General features: G+C 64.5%; 19 protein-coding genes. 2 read left to right on the top strand and 17 right to left on the bottom strand.

The features are described from left to right. Positions 1-30: 30 nt before the first annotated feature. From O9335_RS06040 to O9335_RS05990, 11 genes are all read right to left on the bottom strand, one after another. Positions 31-4812: a glutamate synthase-related protein gene (locus tag O9335_RS06040; protein WP_298385049.1), complete on the bottom strand. Its 4782-nt coding sequence runs from the start codon at positions 4810-4812 to the stop codon at positions 31-33. A 184-nt stretch (positions 4813-4996) separates the two neighbouring features. Further along, complete coding sequence (locus O9335_RS06035; protein WP_298385047.1) at positions 4997-5716, bottom strand: transposase; 720 nt, start codon at positions 5714-5716, stop codon at positions 4997-4999. Between the two features lie 69 nt (positions 5717-5785). Continuing rightward, the gene (locus O9335_RS06030) at positions 5786-6931 is read right to left on the bottom strand and encodes a deoxyguanosinetriphosphate triphosphohydrolase (RefSeq protein ID WP_298385044.1); all 1146 of its coding nucleotides are present in this window, start codon (positions 6929-6931) and stop codon (positions 5786-5788) included. Further along, positions 6928-8061, bottom strand: coding sequence for a 3-dehydroquinate synthase (aroB, locus tag O9335_RS06025; protein WP_298385040.1), 1134 nt, complete (start codon positions 8059-8061; stop codon positions 6928-6930). The genes O9335_RS06030 and aroB overlap by 4 nt, the downstream gene beginning before the upstream one ends. A gap of 11 nt (positions 8062-8072) precedes the next feature. Then, positions 8073-8690: a shikimate kinase gene (locus O9335_RS06020; protein WP_367185407.1), complete on the bottom strand. Its 618-nt coding sequence runs from the start codon at positions 8688-8690 to the stop codon at positions 8073-8075. Beyond that, positions 8687-10888, bottom strand: coding sequence for an Ig-like domain-containing protein (locus tag O9335_RS06015; protein ID WP_298385034.1), 2202 nt, complete (start codon positions 10886-10888; stop codon positions 8687-8689). The genes O9335_RS06020 and O9335_RS06015 overlap by 4 nt, the downstream gene beginning before the upstream one ends. A gap of 27 nt (positions 10889-10915) precedes the next feature. Beyond that, positions 10916-13063 (bottom strand): type IV pilus secretin PilQ, encoded by a 2148-nt coding sequence (gene pilQ / locus O9335_RS06010; protein ID WP_298385031.1) that lies wholly within the window; start codon positions 13061-13063, stop codon positions 10916-10918. Then, on the bottom strand, positions 13060-13590 hold the full coding sequence (locus tag O9335_RS06005) for a pilus assembly protein PilP (RefSeq protein WP_298385028.1): 531 nt from the start codon (positions 13588-13590) through the stop codon (positions 13060-13062). Before O9335_RS06005 ends, pilQ begins: the two co-directional genes overlap by 4 nt. Then, positions 13587-14282: a type 4a pilus biogenesis protein PilO gene (locus O9335_RS06000; RefSeq protein WP_298385026.1), complete on the bottom strand. Its 696-nt coding sequence runs from the start codon at positions 14280-14282 to the stop codon at positions 13587-13589. The genes O9335_RS06005 and O9335_RS06000 overlap by 4 nt, the downstream gene beginning before the upstream one ends. A gap of 1 nt (position 14283) precedes the next feature. Next, entirely contained in the window at positions 14284-14904 is a 621-nt protein-coding gene (locus O9335_RS05995) for a PilN domain-containing protein (protein WP_298385022.1), read from the bottom strand. Continuing rightward, positions 14901-15980 (bottom strand): pilus assembly protein PilM, encoded by a 1080-nt coding sequence (locus tag O9335_RS05990; protein WP_298385019.1) that lies wholly within the window; start codon positions 15978-15980, stop codon positions 14901-14903. Before O9335_RS05990 ends, O9335_RS05995 begins: the two co-directional genes overlap by 4 nt. A gap of 330 nt (positions 15981-16310) precedes the next feature. Between O9335_RS05990 and O9335_RS05985 the strand changes: the two genes are divergently transcribed. Beyond that, the gene (locus tag O9335_RS05985; protein WP_298385126.1) at positions 16311-18551 is read left to right on the top strand and encodes a penicillin-binding protein 1A; all 2241 of its coding nucleotides are present in this window, start codon (positions 16311-16313) and stop codon (positions 18549-18551) included. Here the strand turns inward: O9335_RS05985 and cyaY are convergent. After that, positions 18541-18888: an iron donor protein CyaY gene (cyaY, locus tag O9335_RS05980; protein WP_298385016.1), complete on the bottom strand. Its 348-nt coding sequence runs from the start codon at positions 18886-18888 to the stop codon at positions 18541-18543. The genes O9335_RS05985 and cyaY overlap by 11 nt on opposite strands. Positions 18889-18909: 21 nt before the next feature. Between cyaY and O9335_RS05975 the strand changes: the two genes are divergently transcribed. Then, positions 18910-19056: a lipoprotein gene (locus O9335_RS05975; RefSeq protein ID WP_298385013.1), complete on the top strand. Its 147-nt coding sequence runs from the start codon at positions 18910-18912 to the stop codon at positions 19054-19056. Positions 19057-19063: 7 nt separating this feature from the next. Here O9335_RS05975 and O9335_RS05970 read toward each other — a convergent pair whose 3' ends face one another. The 5 genes from O9335_RS05970 to O9335_RS05950 all read right to left on the bottom strand — a co-directional run. Continuing rightward, a complete protein-coding gene (locus O9335_RS05970) occupies positions 19064-20065 on the bottom strand; it encodes an ABC transporter ATP-binding protein (protein WP_298385011.1) in 1002 nt (333 codons plus the stop codon). After that, the gene (locus O9335_RS05965) at positions 20062-21072 is read right to left on the bottom strand and encodes an ABC transporter ATP-binding protein (protein ID WP_298385009.1); all 1011 of its coding nucleotides are present in this window, start codon (positions 21070-21072) and stop codon (positions 20062-20064) included. The genes O9335_RS05970 and O9335_RS05965 overlap by 4 nt, the downstream gene beginning before the upstream one ends. Positions 21073-21075: 3 nt before the next feature. Then, positions 21076-22005 (bottom strand): ABC transporter permease, encoded by a 930-nt coding sequence (locus tag O9335_RS05960; RefSeq protein ID WP_298385003.1) that lies wholly within the window; start codon positions 22003-22005, stop codon positions 21076-21078. A 13-nt stretch (positions 22006-22018) separates the two neighbouring features. Further along, positions 22019-23002: an ABC transporter permease gene (locus O9335_RS05955; protein ID WP_298385000.1), complete on the bottom strand. Its 984-nt coding sequence runs from the start codon at positions 23000-23002 to the stop codon at positions 22019-22021. A 240-nt stretch (positions 23003-23242) separates the two neighbouring features. Next, the coding region (locus O9335_RS05950) for a porin (RefSeq protein WP_298384997.1) at positions 23243-23639 on the bottom strand (397 nt) is incomplete at its 5' end.

Raw genomic sequence — 23639 nt, 5'->3', positions numbered from 1 at the left:
GATGGATCTCTCGCTCGCTTGCTTGCTTGATTACTTGGCGGGGGCGCGGGTCTTGCTGCTCTTGCCGGCGGCTTTGGCCACGGCTTCGCTGGCTTCGACGCTGGCAGCCTTGGCGGCCATTTCCGACAGGGCGCGCTTGTACTCGTGGGGGAAGACCTTGACGAACTTGGCGCGGCTGTCGGCCCAGTGGTCCAGCAGTTGGCGGGCGCGCAGCGAGCCCGTCCACTTGTGGTGCGCTTCGATCAAGCGCTTGAGGATGGCCTCGTCGGCCTCGGGGCCCTGACCGGCGCGGTGCCAACTGCCGGGGGCGCTGCTGGCTTCTTGCTCCTCACGCGGCAGCACCTTGTCCAAGGCAACCATGCTGGGGTTGCAGCGCTTGGCGAACTGGCCGTCCTCGTCGTACACGTAGGCCACGCCACCGCTCATGCCCGCCGCGAAGTTGCGGCCCGTCTTGCCCAGCACGACGACCGTGCCGCCGGTCATGTATTCGCAGCCGTGGTCGCCCGTGCCTTCCACCACCGTGGTGGCGCCCGACAGGCGCACGGCAAAGCGCTCGCCAGCCACGCCGCGGAAGAAGGCCTCACCGCTGGTGGCGCCGTACAGCGCCGTGTTGCCCACGATGATGTTGCTGCTGGCGTCGCCGCGGAAGTCGATGCTGGGGCGCACCACCACGCGGCCGCCGCTCAGGCCCTTGCCCGCGTAGTCGTTGGCGTCGCCGATCAGGTACTGCGTGATGCCAGCGGCCAAGAAGGCACCGAAGCTCTGGCCACCGTGGCCTTCCATCTGCATGAAGATGGTGTGGTCCGGCAGTCCTTCGGGCCGGCGCCGGATCAACTCGCCGGAGAGCATGGCGCCCACGGAGCGGTTGAGGTTCTTGGCGTCTTCCATGAACTGCACGCGTTCGCCCTTCTCCAGGGCCGGCAGGCAACGCTGGATCAGCTTGTTGTCCAGCGCCTTTTCCAGGCCGTGCTCTTGGGTTTCAACCTGGCGACGGGCCACGTCGGCCGGCACGTTGGGCAGGTGGAAGACGCGGCCAAAGTCCAGGCCCTTGGCCTTCCAGTGACTGACACCCTTGCGGGTGTCGAGCAGGTCGGCGCGGCCGATGAGGTCGTCGAACTTGCGCACCCCCAGCTGGGCCATCAGTGCGCGCACCTCTTCGGCGATGAAGAAGAAGTAGTTGACGACGTGCTCGGGCTGGCCGGTGAACTTGGCGCGCAGCACGGGGTCTTGCGTGGCCACGCCCACGGGGCAGGTGTTGAGGTGGCACTTGCGCATCATGATGCAGCCCGCCACCACCAGCGGCGCGGTGGCAAAGCCGAACTCGTCGGCGCCCAGCAGCGCACCGATGACCACGTCGCGGCCGGTCTTGAGTTGACCGTCCACCTGCACGCGGATGCGGCTGCGCAGGCGGTTCAGCACCAAGGTTTGTTGCGTCTCGGCCAGGCCCAACTCCCACGGCGTGCCGGCGTGTTTGATGGACGACCACGGCGAAGCGCCGGTGCCGCCATCGTGGCCGGCGATGACCACATGGTCGGCCTTGCACTTGGCCACGCCCGCGGCGATGGTGCCCACGCCCACTTCGGACACCAGCTTGACGCTGATGTCGGCGCGTGGGTTCACGTTCTTCAGGTCGTGGATGAGCTGCGCCAGGTCTTCGATGGAATAGATGTCGTGGTGCGGCGGCGGGCTGATGAGGCCCACGCCCGGCACCGAATAGCGCAGGAAGCCGATGTACTCCGACACCTTGCCGCCGGGCAGCTGACCGCCCTCGCCCGGCTTGGCGCCTTGCGCCATCTTGATTTGGATCTGGTCGGCGCTGACCAGGTACTCGGTGGTCACGCCAAAACGGCCCGAGGCCACCTGCTTGATCTTGCTGCGCAGGCTGTCGCCGGCCTTCAAGGTGTAGTCGGCCTCGACCACCTTGGAGCCGATGACTTGGCTGACCTTGGTGCCGTCGGCGATGGTGATGCCCTTGAGCTCGTTGCGGTAGCGCGCCGGGTCTTCGCCGCCCTCGCCGGTGTTGCTCTTGCCGCCGATGCGGTTCATGGCAATGGCCAGCGTGGAGTGCGCCTCGGTGGAGATGGAGCCCAGCGACATGGCGCCCGTGGCAAAGCGCTTGACGATTTCGGCCGCGGGCTCCACCTCGTCCAGCGAGATGGCTTGGCTGGGGTCGAACTTGAACTCGAACAGGCCACGCAGGGTCATGTGCCGGCGGCTCTGGTCGTTGATGATCTGCGCGTAGTCTTTGTAGGTCTCGAAGCTGTTGGCCCGCGTGCTGTGCTGAAGCTTGGCGATGGCGTCCGGCGTCCACATGTGCTCTTCGCCGCGCACGCGCCAGGCGTATTCGCCACCGGCGTCCAGCGCGTTGGCCAGCACGGGGTCGTTGCCGTAGGCGGCGCGGTGCATGCGCAGGGCTTCTTCGGCCACCTCGAAGATGCCGATGCCGCCCACTTGGGTGGGCGTGCCGCGGAAGTACTTGCTCACCAGGTCTTTCTGCAGGCCCACGGCTTCGAACAGCTGTGCGCCGCAGTAGGACATGTAGGTGCTCACGCCCATCTTGGACATGATCTTGGACAGGCCCTTGCCGATGGCCTTGGTGTAGTTGTAGATCGCCTTCTCGGCGCTCAGGTCACCGGGCAGGTCCTTGTGCAGCGCGACCAGGGTCTCCAGCGCCAAGTAGGGGTGCACGGCCTCGGCGCCGTAGCCGGCGAGCACCGCAAAGTGATGCACCTCGCGGGCCGAAGCGGTCTCGACCACCAGGCCCACCGTCGTGCGCAGGCCCTCGCGCACCAGGTGGTGGTGCATGGCCGAGAGCGCCAAGAGCGCCGGGATGGCCACTTGCTCGCGGCTGGCGTGACGGTCGGTGATCAAGATGATGTTGTGGCCGCTCTTTTGGGCGTCCACCACCTCGGCGCACAGGCTGGCCAACTTGGCCTCGATGCCTTCCTTGCCCCAGGCCACCGGGTAGCAAATGTCCAGCTCGTAGCTCTTGAACTTGCCGTGGGTGTGCTGCGCGATGTCGCGCAGGCGGCGCATGTCGGCGAAGTCCAGCACGGGCTGGTCCACCTCCAGGCGCACCGGCGGGTTGATGGCGTTGATGTCCAGCAGGTTGGGCTTGGGGCCGATGAAGCTGTTGAGCGACATCACGATGGCTTCGCGGATCGGGTCGATCGGCGGGTTCGTGACCTGCGCAAATAGCTGCTTGAAGTAGTTGTAGAGCGGCTTGTTCTTGTCGCTCAACACGGCCAAGGGCGAGTCGTTGCCCATGGAGCCGATGCCCTCTTCGCCGTTGGTGGCCATGGGGCTGAGCAGGAACTTGATGTCTTCTTGCGTGGTGCCAAAGGCCTGTTGGCGGTCCAGCAAGCTGTCAGCAAAGGCGGAAGGGCCGGTGGCGGGCACGTCGATGCTGTCGAGCTTGATGCGCACGTTCTCGATCCACTGCCGGTAGGGACGGCTGCTGGCCAGTTGGGCTTTGAGTTCGTCGTCCTCGACGATGCGGCCCTGCTCCAAGTCGATCAGGAACATCTTGCCCGGCTGCAGGCGCCACTTCTTGACGATCTTGTTTTCGGGAATGGGCAACACGCCGGACTCGGAGGCCAGCACCACCAGGTCGTCGTCGGTGACGATGTAGCGCGCCGGGCGCAGGCCGTTGCGGTCCAGGGTGGCGCCGATCTGGCGGCCGTCGGTGAACACCATGGCCGCCGGGCCGTCCCAGGGCTCCATCATGGCGGCGTGGTACTCGTAGAAGGCGCGGCGGCGCTCGTCCATGAGCTCGTGCTGCTCCCAGGCTTCGGGGATCATCATCATGGCGGCGTGGGCCAAGGGGTAGCCCGCCATCACCAACAGCTCCAGCGCGTTGTCGAACACCGCGGTGTCGCTCTGCCCCTCCATGCTGATGGGGTAGAGCTTCTTCAGGTCGTCGCCCAGCACGGGCGACTTCATCACGCCTTCGCGGGCGCGCATCCAGTTGAAGTTGCCCTTGACGGTGTTGATCTCGCCGTTGTGCGCCACCATCCGGTAGGGGTGGGCCAAGGGCCATTCGGGGAAAGTGTTGGTCGAGAAGCGCTGGTGCACCAGCGCCAGGGCCGAGACCACGCGCGGGTCTTGGAGGTCCTTGTAGTAGGTGCCGACTTGGTCGGCCAGCAGCAGGCCCTTGTAGATCACCGTGCGGCAGCTCATGCTGGGCACGTAGTACTCGCGGCTGTGCGTCAGCTTCAGCGCTTGGATGGCAGAGCTGGCCGTCTTGCGGATGACGTACAGCTTGCGCTCCAGGGCGTCGGGCACGATGACGTCGGGGCCACGGCCGATGAAGATTTGCTTGAGCACCGGCTCCTTGTCGCGCACCGTGGGCGACATGGGCATGTCGCGGTCCACCGGCACGTCGCGCCAGCCCAGCACCACCTGCCCCTCGGCCTTGACGGCACGCTCCAATTCTTGGATGCAAGCCAGGCGCGAGGCGTGTTCTTTGGGCAAGAAGATCATGCCCACGCCGTATTCGCCAGGCGGCGGTAGGTGCACGCCCTGCGTCGCCATCTCGGCGCGGTAAAACTCGTCGGGCAGCTGGATCAAGATGCCCGCGCCGTCGCCCATCAGCTTGTCAGCGCCGACCGCACCGCGGTGGTCGAGGTTTTCAAGGATCTTCAAGCCCTGCTCCACGATGCCGTGGCTTCGTTGGCCTTTGATGTGCGCCACGAAGCCCACGCCACAGGCGTCTTTTTCGGCGTCAGGCCGGTACAAGCCGTGCGCGGCCAGGGTCTGACGTTCAGTCAGGTCTGCAGGGCGTTGGGTGGTGGCGTCAAGCGATGGGGTCATGGTGGGGCTCCTTCGGCAACCGCTGGAGGCTTCCGGTCGCGCGAGCGCCCACCGTTCAAACCCCAGCCGTCAGATGGGCCCGAAGCCTACAAGCGTTCCCGCTGTACCCGACTGGAAACCAATTGGGGTCAGAGTCAATTAGAGCTTGGACACCAAGGTCGATGCTAACAAATTGGGGACAGAGTCATGGATCGGGGCTTGCATTGGACCGCTGGACCGGAACGACCGCAGGCCGCCCTCGCGGCCGCGGCGCCAGCACCCGCCCTTGCGCATGCGCCAAGGCGTGCATGGCCTCTGGACTCATCAACGGCCAACCGGTGTGGGCATGCCGCCCCATTCGCTCGAGCCAATCGTCGGCCTGGGGCTGATCCAACGCACGCCGAACCTGCGCCTCGCGCTCGAACGGGGTGTTGCCCAACAGCCAATAGTCCCGGTGCTCCGCGATGAGGGGATCCCGATGGAAGCCCAAATGGTGGCGCGCACTGCTCCAGGGATGGTCGGAGGCGCGCTCGGTCAAGCCAGCCCGCACGGGGTGCTGCTCGACGTAGACCAGGGCTTCCAGAAAGTGCCTTGGCGTCTCCACCAAGGCGGTGCGAAAGCGCCCTTCCCACAGCGTGCCACTGCGCTGGTGGCGCTGGTTGAAGGGCCCCACGTAACGTCGCCCCAGGGTCTGCATGGCCCGCGCAAGGCTTTGCGGTTCCGCAGGCGTGGCCAGCAGATGCACATGGTTGGGCATGAGCACGTAGGCGTGAACCTGCACGCCATGCAAGCGCGTGGCCTCCCGCAGTTGGTCCAAGTAGAGACGACGGTCGGCGTCGTCCATGAAGATGGGTTGGCGGTTGTGCCCACGCTGCAAGACGTGATGCATTTCGCCGGGCAGCACCAGACGGGGTTGACGGGCCACGCTGACTCCTTCACCGGCCCTGCCGGCGACTCTGGCCCCATTTTCAGCGCAAGGCGCTGCGCCGAAGGGTCAGTCGGGATCGAACCAACGCTGACCCGTGATCCGTGCGTGCTCGCGCAGGGCGAATCGATCGGTCATGCCGGCCAGGTAGTCGGCCACGGCGCGTTCGGGCGTTTCAGCCTCGCGGGCCCCTTCGGGCAGACCCTCGTGAAGGTAGTGATGGAACAGGTCTTCCACCACGCGCTGCGCCTTGGTCATCTGCGCCTCAACCGCTGGGGTGCGATAGAGGTGCTTGAACAAAAAGCGCTTCAAGGCCGTCAACTCAGCGCGCATCGTCGGACTGAAAGCGACCAAGGGTGGACCGGCACGCACCGCGTCGACATCGATCGGCGCATGCTCTGTCAGTCGCTCCAGCGTGTGAATGACGAGGTCCATGGCGCACTCGCGAAGCAAACGACGCAGCGCCGTGTAGAGCCAGACGCGCGACGTCGGCGTCAAACGCGGGTCGGCCCCCTCGGCCTCGGCTTCGGCCAACATGCGCGCCAACAAAGGCTGTGTTTGGATCAACTCAACCGACAGCAACCCCGAACGCACGCCATCGTCAACGTCATGCGCGCTGTAGGCGATTTCGTCGGCCAGATTGCACAACTGGGCCTCCAGCGAGGGCTGGCCCCCACGCAAAAAGCGCGACGCTACGCCCTGCGGCTCCTCGGCCTCCAACTGCTGGGCCCGCACCGCGCTGCAGTGCTTCAGGATGCCCTCCCGCGTCTCAAAGCACAGGTTCAGCCCGACAAAGCCCGGGTAACGGTGCTCCAAACGATCGACGACTCGGAGGCTTTGCAGGTTGTGCTCAAAGCCACCGTGCGCGGCCATGCAGCGATTGAGGGCGGTTTGCCCGGCGTGCCCAAAAGGCGTGTGGCCCAGGTCATGGGCCAAGGCGATGGCTTCGGTGAGGTCCTCGTTCAAGCCCAGGTTGCGCGCCATGGAGCGGGCCAACTGAGCCAATTCCAAGCTGTGCGTCAGCCGGGTGCGAAACAAATCGCCTTCATGGTTGAGAAAGACCTGCGTCTTGTAAACGAGGCGCCGAAACGCCGAACTGTGAACGATGCGGTCGCGGTCCCGCTGGAAAGCATCGCGGTCCCACGCGGGTGGCTCATGGATCTTGCGGCCGCGGGTCTTGGCCGAGTCGCTCGCGCACGGAGCCAAACAACTCACGGGGCCACGCTGTGGGCGGCGATGGCCCGCAGGGCCAATGCATGTGGGAGCCTGGCCAGCACAGGTCGCCCCATCCCTTCCAGCAAGACATAGCGGATGGCACCGCCTTGGTTCTTCTTATCGCCCATCATCAGTGCGATAAATCGACCGGGAGACAACGCGGGGGCCACAGTGTTCAAGCCCAAGCGCTCGAGCAGGCCTTTCAGCCGACGCAATACCACGGAGTCGCAGCCCAGCGCATCCATCGAGGCCTGCGCCGCTATCACCATGCCCATAGCAACCGCTTCACCGTGCAAGATCTCGCCGTAGCCGAGCCCCGCTTCAAGGGCATGGCCAAAGGTGTGGCCCAAGTTGAGCACCGCGCGGATCCCGCCCTCGTGCTCATCGGCTGCAACCACGGCTGCCTTGATTTGGCAACTGCGGCGCACCGCCACTGAGAGGACGAGCGGGTCCCGCGCATTCAAAGCATCGACCTCACGCTCTAGCCACTCGAAGAATGCCGGGTCCGCAATGGGACCGTACTTCACCATCTCCGCCAATCCGGCTCGGTACTCACGGTCGGGCAGGGTGGCTAGCGTCTGCAAATCGATCCAAACCGCTTTAGGTTGGTGGAAGGCCCCGATGAGGTTCTTGCCTCGCGCATGGTTGAACCCGGTCTTGCCGCCGACGGACGAATCGACCTGGGCCAGCAGCGTGGTTGGCACTTGAACGAAGTCGATGCCCCGCATATACGACGCCGCGGCAAAGCCCGCCAAGTCGCCGATCACACCGCCCCCCAGCGCGTAAACGGTGCTGCCGCGGTCAGCACCCAGTTCCACCAGGGCATCGAGGATGGCCGACACCGAGGCCCAGTCCTTGTGCGCCTCGCCATCCGGCAGCACCCGCACTGCCACCGTGCGATGCCGATCTACCACCGCGGCACGAAGGCGCTGAGCGTACAGTGGCCCCACGCGTTCATTCGTGACGATCAAGGCCGCCCCCCCCCGCCTGCTAGCGCCCGACCAAGGGCCGAATTCGATGGGGTAGCGGCGCGCATCTCCCAATTCGATCCACAAGGGCGTGGTGTTCGCGATGGGTTGGAAGGCAGGCAGCGGCACCGGGTCGAAGCGCTCCACGGCAAGCGCGTTCACAGCAGAATCAGTCACACGCCGAGTGTAGGCGGCGAGGCTTCGTGCCTGGCGGCGTTTGCCGATGTCGCGGTCGATGGAGCGCTCTGTCCGTCGGCGACCGCAGGGGCACATACCAAATGCCCACCGAGTTCCATCTGCATCTGGATCCAATGCGACATGCCCGACACCGAGGGACGGCGGGCTTCCACCACGTAGTGCGCCGTGCTGCGGTACAGCGGATCGCGCACGGCCATCAACTCCCGCAGTTTCTGTCGCGGGTCAACCCCCTGCAGCAAGGGGCGCGTGGTGTCGCTGCGCAGCCGGCTCACCAATTCCTCCACGCTGGTGCGCAGGTAGAACACCTGCGAGCGGGACTTCAAGGCATGCCGGTTCTCTTCCCGCAACACAATGCCGCCACCCGTGGATAGCACGAAAGCGCCCGGCTCCGCCAGAGAGGCAGTCAGCACCTCGGCCTCGAGGTCGCGAAAGGCCGCCTCGCCATGCTGCGAAAAAAAATCCCGAATCGACTGCCCGATCCGGGATTCGAGGCGCTGGTCGGTGTCCACCACCGGCCAGCCCCAGGCGCGCCCCAATTGCCGCGCCACGCTGGACTTGCCCGAACCGGGCAAGCCCACCAAGGCCACGATCACGGGCAAGTCACCACGGTTCCCGATGCGGCGTCCTTCACCAGATTGATGGTGGTTGCGACCGTCCCCACACCCCGCGGGGAAGTCGTGGTGACGGTGATCGAGCCAGTCGTCGTTGTGTCGTCGAACTTGTAACCGATGGTCAGCCCCGTCGGGTAAGACGTGCTAGGCACGGGCGACCCCCCCAGCAGCGTCGGCGTAAGACCCGAACTCGCTTGGACAGCCACGATCGTGCCGGCCGGCATTGGGTTGTAAGCGACCGGGTTGCTGTCGGCCACGATCAGGCTGAATGCGCCTTGCGTACCGGTGTTGTAGAAAGTGCCCCCGCTCCCCGCAACGTAGAAATCGATCGTTTGGGGCGTATCGCTGCCGTCGTAGAAGAGGCGCAGGTTCACGGTGCGCGGGCAGCCGGCCGCGCTTGCCGCCTGCAGGACGCCACCTCCCATCACTTGGCTGCTCGTGCCGTACAGCATGCGCGGAGTCGAACGCGACAGGACGGTTTCCGTGGCGCGACGCACGTAGGCTTGCCCCCAACCCACACTGCAGGTGCTAGGCTTGACGGGGATGGAAACGGACAGGTCCAGCAGTGAAGAGGCCGAGGCGACACAGGCGCTCGATCCGGCATAACCCAGTGAAATGACCTGATCTTCGGCGGCGTTGAAGCCGGTGCTTGGATCAAAACGGCCGGGATTGGTAGGCGTACCGTAGGCCGTGCCCTTTTCGCGACCTCCGAAGTTGTACAAGCGATCTAGGAACACGTCGCCAAGGTCTTGGTAGTCCTCGCCCGAGTCGTAAACGTTATTGCCGTTGGCATCCAAGAAACTCTTTTCACCCAGCGCATAGGCCAGCACCGTGATGCGGCCATCCAGTGGCTTGGGTGCCGAGCTCAGGTAGTTGGCAGTGATCGTCGACAATCCGTTGACAACGGTCGACTGGCGGATGGCCTGTATCTGGCCGCCTTCGGCAACGAAGTTGACCGAAGTGCCTTCCGGCACCGGGTTTCCCAGGCGGTCGGACGCGATGATCGTGTAGGTGTTCGCGGTGCCGTCGTAGTCGTATCCTTCAATGTTGATCGTGCCTTGGCTCAGCGAGAAGTTCAACTGCGACGGCAAACCCACGGCGATCGACAGGTTGCTGGACACGGTTGAGATCGAACTGCCCACCAAGGTAGCCCGGATGCGCACCGGGGTTGGCACAGTCCCTGCGTTAACGCGAACCGTGACCTCGCCATTCGTGTCAGTCAACTTCTGGAAGGTGCCGGATTGTCCGTCGACCAGTAGGCCACCGGCCAAGGTCGTCGGCGCGAAAGATACCGACTGCTGCGGCACACCATTGCCGTTGGCATCAACAACGCGGAACTTCACGGTGGAGTTCTCAACGTAGCCCGAGCCCTTGAGGTAGATCGTGTCGGGCGAGGCCGAGACGAATGCGATGCTCGACACCGCCGGCTGCGTCAGGCTCAAGTTCAGGTTGGACGTCGCTGTCGTGCCCGTGATCGAGGCCTGCAGGGCATCGCTAGTAGCGGCGGCGCCGCAACCATTGTCCCGGTAAGTGAACACTGCACGCCCCGTGGACGTGCTGACACTGGCTGGAGTCAGTGTCGCCTTGCCCAAGCTTACGCAGTTCGATGTCACCACCACATTAACCGGCACACCGGCCGTTGTGTTACCCAACACCACCGTCAAACCGGTCTGGCCGTAGGCGCTCAGTGCACCACCGCCCAAGTCGGATGTGAAGGACGTCAAGGTAACGTTGGTGGCGGTCAACTGAAAACCAGCATTCCCGCTGAACTCCGTTTCATCGACGGCCACCTTGGCCACCACGGTGTCAGCACCAGTGGCAGTGGCGCTGACAGGAGACAACTGCACCGTAGCCACACCGTTGGCGTTGGTCAGAGCCGAGGGGGCACTGAACTTGCCAAGACCCAGCGGGCTGGAAAACACAACCACCTTACCTGGCAAGCCGGCCCCAGCGCGGTTCAGCACCGTAACCGTAACAGTGGCAGGCGATGCCGCCGTGACCGTGGCGCTGGACAGGGCCACCGAAACAGTGGCTGCTGGCTTGGTTTGACCACCGCCGCCATCTCCGCCACCACCCGGCGGAAAGGAAGGCGTTCCGGCAGAACCACCACCACCACCACAAGCAACCAAGGTCGCCGCCATCAGCAAGGCGGCCAGCGAGCGCGCCTTCAAGGTCTTCATCCAGGAAATCATTGCTGCCTCTCGATTTCAGCGCATGGCTGCGCGGTCGCTGATGACTTTGGGGGTCAGGAACACCAGCAACTCAGTCTTGTTCTGGCTGCGCGACTTGTTGCGGAACAGTCCACCGACATAGGGGATGTCGCCCAAGACCGGCACCTTGTTGACGTTGTCGTTCTCCGTCACGGTGAAGATGCCGCCGATGACCACGGTACCGCCGTTTTCCACGAGCACTTGCGTGCGAACGTGCTTGTTGTCGATGGCATAGCCCTGGGGCGTCAGGATGCCGCGGCTGTCTTTGTTCACGTCCACATCGAGGATGACGCTGCCCTCGGGCGTGATCTGGGGCGTCACCTCCAACTTCAAGACGGCCTTCTTGAAGGTCACCGAGGTGGCGCCGCTGCTGGTGGCTTGCTGGTAGGGGATTTCCTCGCCCTGCTCCACCAAAGCCTTGGTCTGGTCGGACGTGACGACGCGGGGGCTTGACACCACTTTACCGCGCCCATCCGCCTCGAGCGCCGAGAGCTCCAGGTTCAGGAACCGGTTGGCGGTGGCGCTGAACAAGGTCGCGGCGATCGTCACCGGGTTGACGCTGTTGATCGCAGAGGCCGGCAGGTTGACGAATTGGGTGTTGCCGAAGTCCACCTGGGGCGACTGTCCCGTTTGGTAGCCCGTGGCCGAGTAGTTGCCCCCGAAGGACAGGTAGTTGCCGCCACTCACGTTGTAACCGGGAATGCCACCCCGCAGACCGCGCGCGTCGGAACCGCCCAGTTTGACACCCAGCGTGCGACCGAACCGGTCGTCGGCTTCGACGATTCGCGCCTCGATCAGCACCTGGCGCACTGGCACGTCCACCCGCTGAAGGAGCGCTTGCACCTCTTCCAATTTGGAGGGGATGTCGGTGACGAACAGTTGGTTGGTGCGCTGCTCAAAGGCCACATTGCCGCGGGCTGAAAGCACCCGTGTGCCCGAGGAGGAACCCTGGCCTGCGCTCGCGCCGCCGGCACCCGAGCCCGAGAGTAGTTGGCTGATCTGTTCGGCTTTGGCGTAGTTGAGTTGGAAGGCTTGGGTCTTGAGAGGCTCGAGAGAGGCCACGGCGGCCTTGGCTTCGAGATCGGCCTTCTCTTTGGCGGCCAACTCGTCCTTCGGCGCGATCCACAGGACGTTGCCGGTCTTGCGCAGCCCCAGGCCCTTGGCTTGCAGGATGATTTCCAGGGCTTGGTCCCAGGGGACATCCTTCAAGCGCAAGGTGATCGAGCCAGTGACGGTGTCGCTGGTCACGACGTTGAACTGCGTGAAGTCGGCGATGACTTGCAGCAGGGCGCGAACTTCGATGTTCTGGAAGTTGAACGAAACCTTCTCGCCGTTGTAGCCGGGGCCTTGGGTCAGCTTGTTGGGATCGACTCGCAGCGGCCGAACTTCCAACACGAACTGGTTGTCGCTTTGGTACGCGCTGTGCTCCCACTCGCCGCGCGGTTCGACGGTCAAGCGAACGCGATCGCCTGACTGGCTGGCGACCATCGAGTGCACGGGCGTGCCAAAGTCGGTGACATCGAAACGTCGGCGCAGGTCGGCGGGCAAACTGGACTTCAGGAAATCCACGATCAGGAAACGCCCCTGCTGTTGGATGTCGACCCCCACTTGGGCACTGGGCAGCGCGACCACGATCCGGCCAGATCCATCCTGGCCGCGACGGAAGTCAATGTCACGCAAGGCCATCGGCGCGGCGTTCTGGCTGGGCGCGAAATGCACCGGCTCCGAAGAGGCCGAAGCACCAGGTTGTTCGAGCACCAAGACCAGGGCTTTGCCCTGCAACTCCGCCTTGTAGCCCGTGGCCGAGCGCAGGTTGAGCACCAAGCGAGTGCGTTCGCCCGATTGAGCCACCGCCGCCGAGCGCAAATTGCCCTGGTTGATGTCGACCGCTTGCCGGCCGAGTCCATTGCTCACGCCGCTCAAGTCCAGGGCGATGCGCGGCGGGTTTTGCACAGTGAAGCCGTTGGGCACAGCCGGCAAAGGCTGGTCGAACTCGATGCGCACCACATCGACGCCCGCCTGCTGCCCGGACTGGATCGAGCGGATGGCGTTTTGGGCCCAGGCCCATCCCGGGAGGGTCAAAGTCAGCGCTGCCGTCAGCGCCCATCCGATTCGCTTCACAAAGCTCTCCTGCAATTTAGTCATCGCGCAGCCTCCTGGAGTTGCAGCGTGCTCATTCGCTCTACCCAATCACCCGTCGAATCTTGGACGACTTCACGAAGTGTCAATTCGGACTCTTCGATCTTCACGATGCGCCCGAAGTTCTGGCCGATGTAGTCGCCTCGCTTCACGTAGTGCAACAGGTTGTCGACTTTCAGGATGGCATAGCGGCCATCTTTGCGCGCCATGCTGCCCACCATCGCCATCCCATCCAGCGGAAACGCCTCCAGGGGCTCGCGACGGCGGTTCAACTCTGCCGTCAGCAGCGAATTGGGCTGAACGGCATCTTGCCGCCCAGCCGCCACCAATTTTTGGGTGCTGAAGGGGTCCACCGCAGCCACGGCCTCGTAGGCCTGCGGCACGAATCGCTTGGGGGCGTCGATGGGCTTGACCGACGGCTTGGCCGCGCGGCGCTCGGCATCTGCCCAAGCCTGCAATTCGTCCAAATTCGAGGTGCACCCGGCCAGCAAGACCACGGTCAAGCCGAGGAGAGAGCCACGAAGCATGATCATTTCTTGCCTCCTGCCTGGGCCTTTTCTTTCTCTTTGGCTTTGGCGCGTTTTTGCTCTTCGACTTCGGCTGCGTCCAAATAGCGGTAGGTGCGCGCCGTGGTTTCGAGGAACAGCAAACCGGGCTCTTTGTTGTTGGCTTGACCGATCTGAAAGTTGTGCAGGGTGACGATGCGCGAAAGGTTGGCCACGTCGCCGGCAAAGGTGCCGAAGTCGTGATAGCGGCCGTTCACCCTCAAAGCAATGGGCTGCTCAGCGTAGTAGTCCTGAATGACCTCAGCCCCAGGTCGGAAGTACTCAAACTGCAGCCCGCGCCCGATGCCCGCCTGGTTGATGTCCGACAAGAGTGCATCCATCTCGGCCTTGCTCGGCAACTGCTTTTCGAGTTGGATGACGTACTCCTCGACCTGCTTCTTCTGCTTCTCCAACTCGGGGCGATTGGCCGCCAGGGCGACCTTGGAGGTGTAGTCGGCTCGCAGCGCCGGCTCCTTGCCGACTTCACCGTCCAGTTGGGCTTGAAAGTCCGTCAGCAGCAAGAACCAGCCCAACACCACCGCCGCCACCGCCACGACGATGAAGGTGACGAGCTTGGGCAGCCATGGCCACTGTCCGGGCTCCGCCGTGTTGAGCCCCTGGAACTGGCTGCCGGCATCCGCCAGCCAAGCCTGCAGGTCAAAAGTTGATTTGTCTGCCATGTCAGCCTTTCGCAGCGTTCGGCGCAGGCGTCTTGTTGGGACCCGGCTCAGGCGCCAAGGACTTGACCTTGAGCTTGATGGAGAAATCGAACAAACGCTTGGCCGCATCGCGATTGCCGGACGCGGCACTGATGTTGGCCAGCTTGATTTCTTCCAACCGCGGGTCGATCAACCACTCAGATTCCCGGGACGCGATGCGCAAGAACTCCGACACCCGCTCCTGGGATTGCGCCAAACCTGACACCTGGACGCTCTTGTCGAGTTGCTTCACCGACGAGAGGTAAACCCCCTCCGGGGCCAACCGCACGAGCTCGTTGAGCATGTTGACCGGCAGGTTGCGCTCCCCTTGCAGCGCCTCGACCGCCTTTTGGCGCCGAACCAAGTCGTCGATCTCTTGACGCAAGGAGGCGATGCTCTTGATCTCGTCGTCCAGCTTGGCGTTTTCTCGCGTCAAGAACTCGTTGCGCTGCCGCTGGCTGTCAATTTGCTGCTGCAGCAAGAGCCATCCAAAGGCCACCAATGCCGCGCCCAGCAGCGCAGAAAACAGCACCCCGGCGACGAACGCCTGTTTCCGCCGCTTGCGGCGCTCCTCGCGGTAGGGGAGCAGGTTGATCAAAATCATTCGAAAAACCTCCGCATGGCCAGCCCACAAGCGGTGAGGTACGAAGCCGCTTCACGTTGAAACCGCCCCTCTCGAACGCCACCGCCCGGGACCATGTTGTCGAAGGGGTTGACGATCGAGCACGTGAAGCCGGTCAAGTCGGTGACGCGCTCCTTCAACCCCTGCAAGGTGGCAGTCCCACCCGCCAGCATCACGTAGTGCACCTTGTGGTGGGGCGTGCTGGTGAAGAAATACTGCAGGGCCCGTCCGATTTCTTGGGACAGCGTGTCGACGAAGGGCTCCAGTACAGCGGTTGCGTAGTCTTCGGGCAGCTCGCCGCTGAGCTTCTTCTGTTCGGCCTCTTCAAACGACAAGCCGTACTGCCTCGCGATGAGTTGCGTCAATTGAGCGCCGCCAAAAGCCTGATCTCGTTCGTAGAGTTGCTCGTCGTCTTTCAGAACCTTCAGGCTGGTGGATTCGGCGCCGATCTCGAAGAGAGCCACCAGCGCGTCCTGCCCTTCGTTGGGCAATGTGGCGATGAGCCGACCCATGGCCATGCGCGCGGCGTGCGAATCGATGTCCAAAATGACCGGCTTGAGACCCGCAGCCTCGGCCACGCCTTGGCGGTCTTGGACCTTGTCTTTGCGGGATGCCGCAATCAGCACTTCCACATCGCCCACCGAGGTGGTGCTGGGGCCGATCACGCAGTAGTCGAGTTGCACCTCGTCGAGAGAAAAGGGGATGTACTGATTGGCCTCGGCCTCGACCTGCACATCCATTTCATCTTCACGGAGCCCCGCCGGCAGCATGATGCGCTTGGTGATCACGGCCGATGTGGGCATGCCCATCACCACCTGGCGGGTGCGTGTTCCGCTGCGCGTGACGACCTTGCGCACGGCGTCGACGACTTCGTCGAACTTCTCGATGTTGCCGTCCGTGATCCAGCCACGCTGGAAGGGCTCGGAGGCAAACCGCTCGACAACATATTCGCCGGCCTTGTTTTGACCCAACTCCACCAGCTTGACGCTGGTGGAACTGAGGTCGAGCCCCAACAGGGGTGGGCGCTTGCGCCCCATCAAACCATCCAGAAACCCCATGTCATCCCCATAAGCCTCGAAGGCCAATGACTTAAGAACTTACTTGCATGCTAGCAGTAAAGCCTTTGTGCGCTTTGCACTTTGCCACGCAAAGGAGCATTGGAATCGTGCAGTCGTGGTCGTCGAACCGCAAGATGTAACGACGTGTTCGCGCCACACTCATGGTTTGCCATGAGGAGAGCGGCCCGGTTTCTATAATGCGGTCAGCTTGAAATCCGCATGACCCGAACGCACAGCCACGCCGCCAACGCCACCACGCCGCCTCGGCGCACGGTTGGCCGATGGGTCTGGTGGCTCCTGGGAACCCCGCTGGCCCTGGGGGCCGCGGGCATGCTGGTCCTGGCCATCGTTCTCACCAGCGCCTACCCCAACCTGCCTGATGTGTCGGGCTTGACGGAGTACCGCCCCAGACAACCGCTCAGAGTTTGGTCCGCCGAGGGCCAGCTGCTGGCCGAGTTCGGCGAAGAGCGGCGGCAGCACCTGCCCATCGACGACATTCCTCTGGTCATGCAGAACGCCGTGCTGGCCATCGAGGATTCGCGTTTCTACCAACACGGAGGCGTGGACTATGTCGGGGTACTGCGCGCGGGTCTGGCCAATTTGACGGAATCCCGAAGCCAAGGCGCATCGACCATCACGATGCAAGTGGCCCGGAATTTCTACCTCAGCTCCGAGAAAACCCTAAGTCGGAAGATCTACGAGATTCTGCTGGCCTTGCGAATTGAAGCGGCACTCTCCAAGCGCAAGATTCTCGAGGTTTACATGAACCAGATCTTCCTGGGGCACCGAGCCTACGGCTTCGCGGCAGCCAGCGAGGTGTACTTCGGCAAGCCGCTGAAGGACGTGTCCATCGCGGAAGCCGCCATGCTGGCGGGGCTGCCCAAGGCGCCTTCCGCCTACAACCCGATCACGAACCCAAGGCGGGCACGCATTCGGCAGCAATACATCATCGACCGCATGCTGGAGGCGGGCTTCATCTCGGCGGCCGAACACCGAGAAGCCAAGGCCGAGCAACTGAAGATTCGCCGCGGCGTGAGCGGTGGCCATGGGGCGGACTATGCCGCCGAGGCCGCGCGGCAGTTGATCGTCTCGCGGTACGGCGAAGAGGCCTACACGCGCGGCCTGCACGTCACCCTGTCGGTGCGGCTGGACGAACAAAAGGTGGCCTACCAAGCCCTGCGGCGCGGCCTGCTGGACTACGAGCGCCGGCAGCTCTACCGCGGGCCGGAAGCCTATGTCGACCTCCCGGCCGACGACAACGCGGTGGATGCCCGTGTGGCTGAGGCGCTGGCGGACTACCCACCCAATGGCGAGTTGGTGGCCGCAGTGGTGTTGCAGGCGTCGCCCCGCCAAGTGCTTGCCTTGCCGCAAAACGGCGAAACCATCACCGTCACGGGCGAGGGCTTGAGCGCCGTGCGCTCGGGGCTGGCCGAGCGGGCCGACCCCAAGGTGCGCATCCGCCGCGGCAGTGTGATTCGCTTGGTGCCGGACGCCAAGGGCCAATGGGCCATCACGCAAGTGCCCGAAGTCGAAGGCGCCTTGGTGGCGATGGAGCCAGCCACGGGCGCGATTCGAGCCATGGTGGGGGGGTTCGACTTCAACAAGAACAAGTTCAACCACGTGACGCAGGCCTGGCGGCAGCCGGGGTCGAGCTTCAAGCCCTTCATTTACTCGGCCGCCCTGGAGCGAGGCTTCACCCCGTCGACGATGGTGAACGACGCGCCGCTGTTCTTCGATGCCGGCGTCACCGGCAGCCGCCCTTGGGAGCCCAAGAATTACGACGGCAAGTTCGATGGGCCCATGACGCTGCGAACGGCGCTGGCCAAGTCGAAGAACATGGTGTCGATCCGCGTGCTGCGTGCGGTGGGTGTGCAGCCCGCCCAAGAATGGCTGACCCGCTTTGGCTTTGCGGCCGACAAGCACCCGGCCTACCTGACGATGGCCCTGGGCGCTGGCTCGGTGACCCCGCTGCAAATGGCCGAAGGCTACGCCGTCTTTGCCAACGGGGGGCATTACCTGCCATCGACGCTGATCCAGCGCATCGCCGACGACAAAGGCCGCGAGCTGTTCCGCGCCCAACCGCCGGTGCTCAGCGACGACAACCGCACGCTCGATGCCCGCAACGCCTTCGTGATGTCGAGTTTGCTGCAGGAGGTGACGCGAAGTGGGACGGCCGCCAAGGCGCAGGCCGCCCTCAAGCGAGCAGACCTGTACGGGAAAACGGGCACCACCAACGACTCGATCGACGCCTGGTTCGCCGGCTACCAGCCGAGCCTCGTGGCGGTGGTGTGGATTGGCTACGACCAGCCGCGCAAACTGGGCAGCCGCGAAACCGGCGGGGGCCTGGCCCTGCCGGTGTGGATCGACTTCATGCAGTACGCGCTCCGCAACACGCCGACGGCCCCGATCGAACCCCCAGAGGGCGTGCTGATGGTGAACGGCGAGGTCTACTTCGACGAGTACGCGGGCAAAGCCGGCGTGTCGGCCCTGACGTCCGACGACGAAACCCGCGCGCCCAAGCCCGCCTCCGAGGAGGAGAAGAAGGGCATCCTGGACCTGTTCAAGCGTTGATGCTCAGCCCCCGGCCGGCTTGGCGGCTGGCTTGCTGGTTGAACACCGCGTCGAAGGACTCGCCCGTCTTGGTGTCACGCCAAGCGCCGTCGCGCCAGGCAAAGTGATAGCCACCCGCTTTGCTGGCCAGCCAAACTTCGTGCAGGGGCGGCTGGGTGTTGACCACGATCTTGCTGCGATCGGGGAAGGTGAACTCGAGCAGACCCCCGGTGCGCTGAGCGTCGATGTCGATCACGTCGTCCTGCAACCATGCGTCGGCCTGGGCCTCAAGCCGGCGCAGCAGGGCGTCACTCAGGTCGCGGTATTCGCGGTCGCTCAAGGCATTCGGGGCAGACATGGCGTCTCTACACTGCGGGGCATGAAAGCAAACCGCAGTGTAGAAGTCGGGCGCTGGTGGCGCCTGGGGCTCACCGTGATGGCCCTGTCCGGCGTGTTGGCCTTGAGCGGCTGCGGCCAAAAAGGGCCACTGAAACTGCCCCCGCCGCCGGCCTCGCTGGCGCGTTGAAGCCAGCTCAGCCGCGCCCCTCCTCCACCGCGTGGCAGGCCACGCGGACGCCCTGGAACGTTTGGAGTGCTGGCCGCTCGGCACGGCAGCGGTCGTTGGCCAGCGGGCAGCGGGGATGGAAGCTGCAACCGCTGGGCGGACTCAAAGGGTTGGGCACTTCGCCCTGCACCGCCACGCGCTGACGACCGGTGAGCCGCACGTCAGGGATGGCATCCAGCAGCATGCGCGTGTAAGGGTGACGCGGCTGGGCAAAGAGCTGGCGCGTGTCGGCCTGCTCAACGAGGCGACCGAGGTACATCACACCCACCTGATCGGCCATGTGCCTCACGACGGCCAGGTTGTGACTGATGAACAAGTAGGTCAGTCCGTGCTGCTGTTGCAGATCGCGCATCAGGTTCAGCACCTGAGCCTGCACCGACACGTCCAGCGCGCTGGTGGGCTCGTCGCAGACCAGGAACTCGGGGGCCGAAGCCAGGGCCCGAGCGATGGAGATGCGTTGGCGCTGACCGCCGCTGAACTGGTGGGGGAACTTGGCCGCATCGGCCGGGTTCAAGCCCACTTGGCTGAGCAAGGCGCCCACGCGATCGACCGCCTCGGCAGGCGTGGTGGCGATGCGGTGCTCGTGCAGCGGCTCGGCCACGATGTCGGCCACCTTCCAGCGGGGGTTCAGGCTGGCGTAGGGGTCCTGGAAGATCATCTGCAAGCGGCGACGCAAGGACGGTGCATCGGCGGCAGCAAACCATTCCCGGGTGCTGCGCCCCTCGAACACCACATCCCCGGCCGTGGGGCGGTACAGGCCCACCAGCATGCGCGCCACCGTGCTCTTGCCGCAACCGCTCTCGCCCACCAGCGCCAGCGTTTGACCTCGGGGCAAATCGAAGCTCAGGCCGTCCACGGCGTGGACGAACTGCCGCGGCTGGCCCTGCAAGACGCGATTGAGCCAGGGCGGCGATACGTCGAAGCGCATGACCAAGTCGCGCGCTTGGATGAAAGCTGGCGTGGCGCTCATGCCGACACCCCCTGGGCGGCGTGAACCCAGCACGCGGCCCGGGTGCTGGCCACGTCCATCAACACCGGCACTTCGCGCGAGCAGCGGGGCCCCGCCTGAGGGCAGCGGGGGTGGAAGGCACAGCCGCTGGGCATGGCATTGAGGCGAGGCATGGCGCCATCGATTTGCTGCAAGCGTTCGCGCTCGTCGCTCATGGAGGGAATGGAGGCCATCAAGCCGATGGTGTAGGGGTGCGCCGGGCAGTTGATGACCTGGTCCACCGGGCCGATCTCCACCACACGTCCGGCGTACATCACCGCCACGCGGTCGCAGGTTTCGGCAATGACGCCCATGTCGTGGGTGACCAGCATCACCGCCGCACCGTGCTCGCGGCAGACTCGTTTGAGCAACCCGATGATCTGGGCTTGGATGGACACATCCAAGGCCGTGGTCGGTTCGTCGGCGACGATGAGCTTGGGCTCGGCCGCCAGGGCCAGGGCGATCACCACACGTTGCCGCATGCCGCCGCTGAACTGGTGCGGGTACTGGTCGATGCGCGCTTCGGGCGCTGGAATGCCGGTTTGGCGCAACAAGTCGATGGCGCGCGCACGGGCCTCGCGGGCATCCAGGGGCAGGTGTGCGCGAATCGTCTCGGTGAGTTGCTGGCCCACGGTGAACAGGGGGTTCAGCGAGGTCAGAGGGTCTTGGAAGATGGCCCCGATCTTGCGCCCCCGCAGACTGCGCATAGCTTCAGGCGACAGGTCGTCGATGCGGCGACCTTCAAACCAGATCTCGCCCCCGCTCACGCGGCCCGGAGGCTCCAACAGGCCGATCAGGGCGGCGCCGGTGAGGGATTTTCCGGCGCCCGACTCGCCCACCACGCCCAGGATCTCGCCGGGCGCGATGTCGAAGGAAACGCGATCGAGCGCGTGCAACACGCCATGGCGGGTGGGGAACTCGACGCACAAATCGCGCACCGAGAGCAAAGGCTCGGTGCTCAAACGGGAAGCAGCAGTCAGCACGGTCATCGATCAGCGCAGTCGGGGGTTGAGCGCATCGCGCAGCCAGTCGCCCAGCAGGTTGACGGACAGGGAAATGGTCACCAGCATCAGCCCCGGGAACAGGGTGATCCACCACTGCCCAGCGAACAAGAACTCGTTGCCGATGCGGATCAAGGTGCCCAGTGACGGATTGGTGGGCGGCACACCCACGCCCAGAAAGCTGAGCGTGGCCTCGGTGATGATGGCCGACGCCACCTGGATGGTCGCCAAGACCAAAACCGGCCCGAGCACGTTGGGCAGCACATGCCGGCGCATGATGCGCAAGGGCGCCACACCCACCACGCGCGCCGCTTGCACGTACTCTTTGTTGCGTTCCACCAGGGTCGAGCCGCGTACCGTGCGGGCGTACTGAACCCACCCGCTGAGGGCGATGGCCAAGATCAGCACCCCGTAAGCCAGGCTGTCGCTTGCGTTCGGGAACAGGGCCCGCCCCACGCCATTGATCAACAGGGCCACCAAGATGGCCGGGAACGACAGCATCACGTCGCACAAGCGCATGAGGGTGGCATCCAAGCGGCCGCCATAAAAGCCCGCCAGCAGGCCCAGGCTCACGCCGATGAGCGTCGACAACAGCACCGCGCCCAAGCCCACCATGAGGGAGACGCGCGCGCCGTAGAACAACGCCGACAAGATGTCGCGTCCGTAGCCATCGGTGCCCAGCAAAAAGGTGCTGCGACCCTCGGCCATCCAGGCAGGGGGCAGTTGCGCATCCATCAGGTTCAAGCTGGCCAAGTCCTGCGGGTTGTGCGGAGCCACCCAAGGCGCCAACACCGCCACCAGCACGCACAGCAGCACGGTCAGGAAGGAACCCATGGCCACCGGCGAGCGGCGGAAGGCATACATCACGTCACCGCCCCAAAACCGCTGCCAAGCGCTGGGCGATTGCATCGTCGTCGTCATGTTGGGCATTCGGTCAGTGGCCGGCAGCACGGCCGTCCACGCGCAGGCGCGGGTCCACGGCCACGTAGAGCACGTCCACCAGCAAGTTGATGGTCACGAAGATGAGGGAGATCAGGCTCAGGTAAGCCGCCATCACGGGGATGTCAGCGAACTGCACCGCCTGGATGAACAGCAGGCCCATGCCCGGCCACTGGAACACCGTCTCGGTGATGATGGCGAAGGCGATGAGCGAGCCCAGTTGCAGGCCCGTGATGGTGAGTACCGGCACCAAGGTGTTGCGCAGAGCGTGCTTGAAGTGCACCACCCGCTCCGGCAGGCCCCGCGCCCGCGCGAATTTGATGTAGTCGGTGCGCAGCACTTCGAGCATCTCCGAGCGCACCAAACGCACGATCAAGGCCAACTGGAACAACGACAAGGTGATGGCCGGCAAGATCAGGTAGCGAGCACTTTCCCAGCGGTGCAAGCCGGTGGTCCAAAAGCCCAACTGCAACACCTCGCCGCGGCCATTGCTCGGCAACCACTGAAGCTCGACTGCGAACACCATGATGAGCATGATGCCGATCAGGAAGGTGGGCAAAGCCACCCCCACCAACGAGCCCGCCATGATGAGTTGCGCCAAGGGCTTGCCGCGCCGCAGGGCCGTGTAGACCCCGAGCGGAATGCCCAGCACCACGGCAATCAAGGCGGCGGCCAGAGCCAGTTCCATGGTGGCGGGGAAGGCCTCGGCGATCAGCGTGGACACCTTGCGCTGCTGGCGCAAGGACAGGCCGAACTCCCCCTGAACGGCGTTGCCCACAAAGGTGGCGAACTGCAACACCACGCTGCGGTCCAGGCCGAGGTCGCGCCGCAAAGCCTCACGCTGCTCGGGCGTGGCCTCTTGCCCCAGCATGTTGTCGACCGGATCGCCCACGAACTGGAACAGGGAGAAGGCAATCAGGGCCACCACCCCCATCACCACCAGGGCTTGGCCCAAGCGGCGCAACACAAACACCCACATATCGTCTCGATTCAGCGCCGACAAAAGCCGCGCATCATCCCCAAGCCGGCCCCCGCCCGCAAGCAGGGCGAACCCAAGACCTCATGCACAAAGGGCATGCAAGGGTCGCCCGATAACGCCAGGGTGGCTCTGACCCCGTTCCGAAGCGGTGGCGGATGACCGCCGCGAACACCGCCAGCAAAAAACAACAAAGGCGCCCGAGGGCGCCTTTGTGCGGTTCGCCTGGAGGGCGCCCGACGATCAGAAGTTGTGGCGAACGCCGAACTCGTAACCGCGCGAGTTGCCGCCGGCCGACGGCAGGGAGGCACCCGTGGCACCCAAGAGACTGAAGGTCGACGTGCCCTTGTTGTTGATGTTGCCGTAGGTGGTGTACAGCGTGGTGCGCTTGGACAGGCTGTGGTCGTAACCCACAGCCAAGAGCGTGGCGTCGCGGTTGGCCGCGCCGCTGGCGTTGCCGTAGGACCCGATCAGCTTGCCATTGCCCAGCTTGACCGTGGCGCCGAGGTTCCACACCTTCAGGGTGGTGGCGCCTTGCTTGTACTGGCTGTACTGACCCGACACGCCCACGTCATCGAACGACGTGCTGGCGCCCAGGGCGGTGATCTTCAGCTTGTTGGTGCTGCCGAACTCGCCGAAG

Source organism: Inhella sp., from assembly GCF_027532025.1.
In the GTDB taxonomy this organism is placed as follows: domain Bacteria; phylum Pseudomonadota; class Gammaproteobacteria; order Burkholderiales; family Burkholderiaceae_C; genus Inhella.
This window is presented reverse-complemented; position numbering and strand designations above follow the sequence as displayed.

Bases quoted from the DNA above. Each gene is read 5' to 3' on its own strand.
- O9335_RS06005 (WP_298385028.1), bottom strand. From the start codon at position 13,590: ATGATCATGCTTCGTGGCTCTCTCCTCGGCTTGACCGTGGTCTTGCTG.
- O9335_RS05955 (WP_298385000.1), bottom strand. From the start codon at position 23,002: ATGTGGGTGTTTGTGTTGCGCCGCTTGGGCCAAGCCCTGGTGGTGATG.
- O9335_RS06000 (WP_298385026.1), bottom strand. From the start codon at position 14,282: ATGGCAGACAAATCAACTTTTGACCTGCAGGCTTGGCTGGCGGATGCC.
- O9335_RS05965 (WP_298385009.1), bottom strand. From the start codon at position 21,072: ATGACCGTGCTGACTGCTGCTTCCCGTTTGAGCACCGAGCCTTTGCTC.
- O9335_RS05975 (WP_298385013.1), top strand. From the start codon at position 18,910: ATGAAAGCAAACCGCAGTGTAGAAGTCGGGCGCTGGTGGCGCCTGGGG.
- O9335_RS06015 (WP_298385034.1), bottom strand. From the start codon at position 10,888: ATGAAGACCTTGAAGGCGCGCTCGCTGGCCGCCTTGCTGATGGCGGCG.
- O9335_RS05995 (WP_298385022.1), bottom strand. From the start codon at position 14,904: ATGATTTTGATCAACCTGCTCCCCTACCGCGAGGAGCGCCGCAAGCGG.
- O9335_RS05970 (WP_298385011.1), bottom strand. From the start codon at position 20,065: ATGAGCGCCACGCCAGCTTTCATCCAAGCGCGCGACTTGGTCATGCGC.
- cyaY (WP_298385016.1), bottom strand. From the start codon at position 18,888: ATGTCTGCCCCGAATGCCTTGAGCGACCGCGAATACCGCGACCTGAGT.
- O9335_RS05985 (WP_298385126.1), top strand. From the start codon at position 16,311: ATGCTGGTCCTGGCCATCGTTCTCACCAGCGCCTACCCCAACCTGCCT.
- O9335_RS05990 (WP_298385019.1), bottom strand. From the start codon at position 15,980: ATGGGGTTTCTGGATGGTTTGATGGGGCGCAAGCGCCCACCCCTGTTG.
- O9335_RS05960 (WP_298385003.1), bottom strand. From the start codon at position 22,005: ATGACGACGACGATGCAATCGCCCAGCGCTTGGCAGCGGTTTTGGGGC.
- pilQ (WP_298385031.1), bottom strand. From the start codon at position 13,063: ATGACTAAATTGCAGGAGAGCTTTGTGAAGCGAATCGGATGGGCGCTG.
- O9335_RS06040 (WP_298385049.1), bottom strand. From the start codon at position 4,812: ATGACCCCATCGCTTGACGCCACCACCCAACGCCCTGCAGACCTGACT.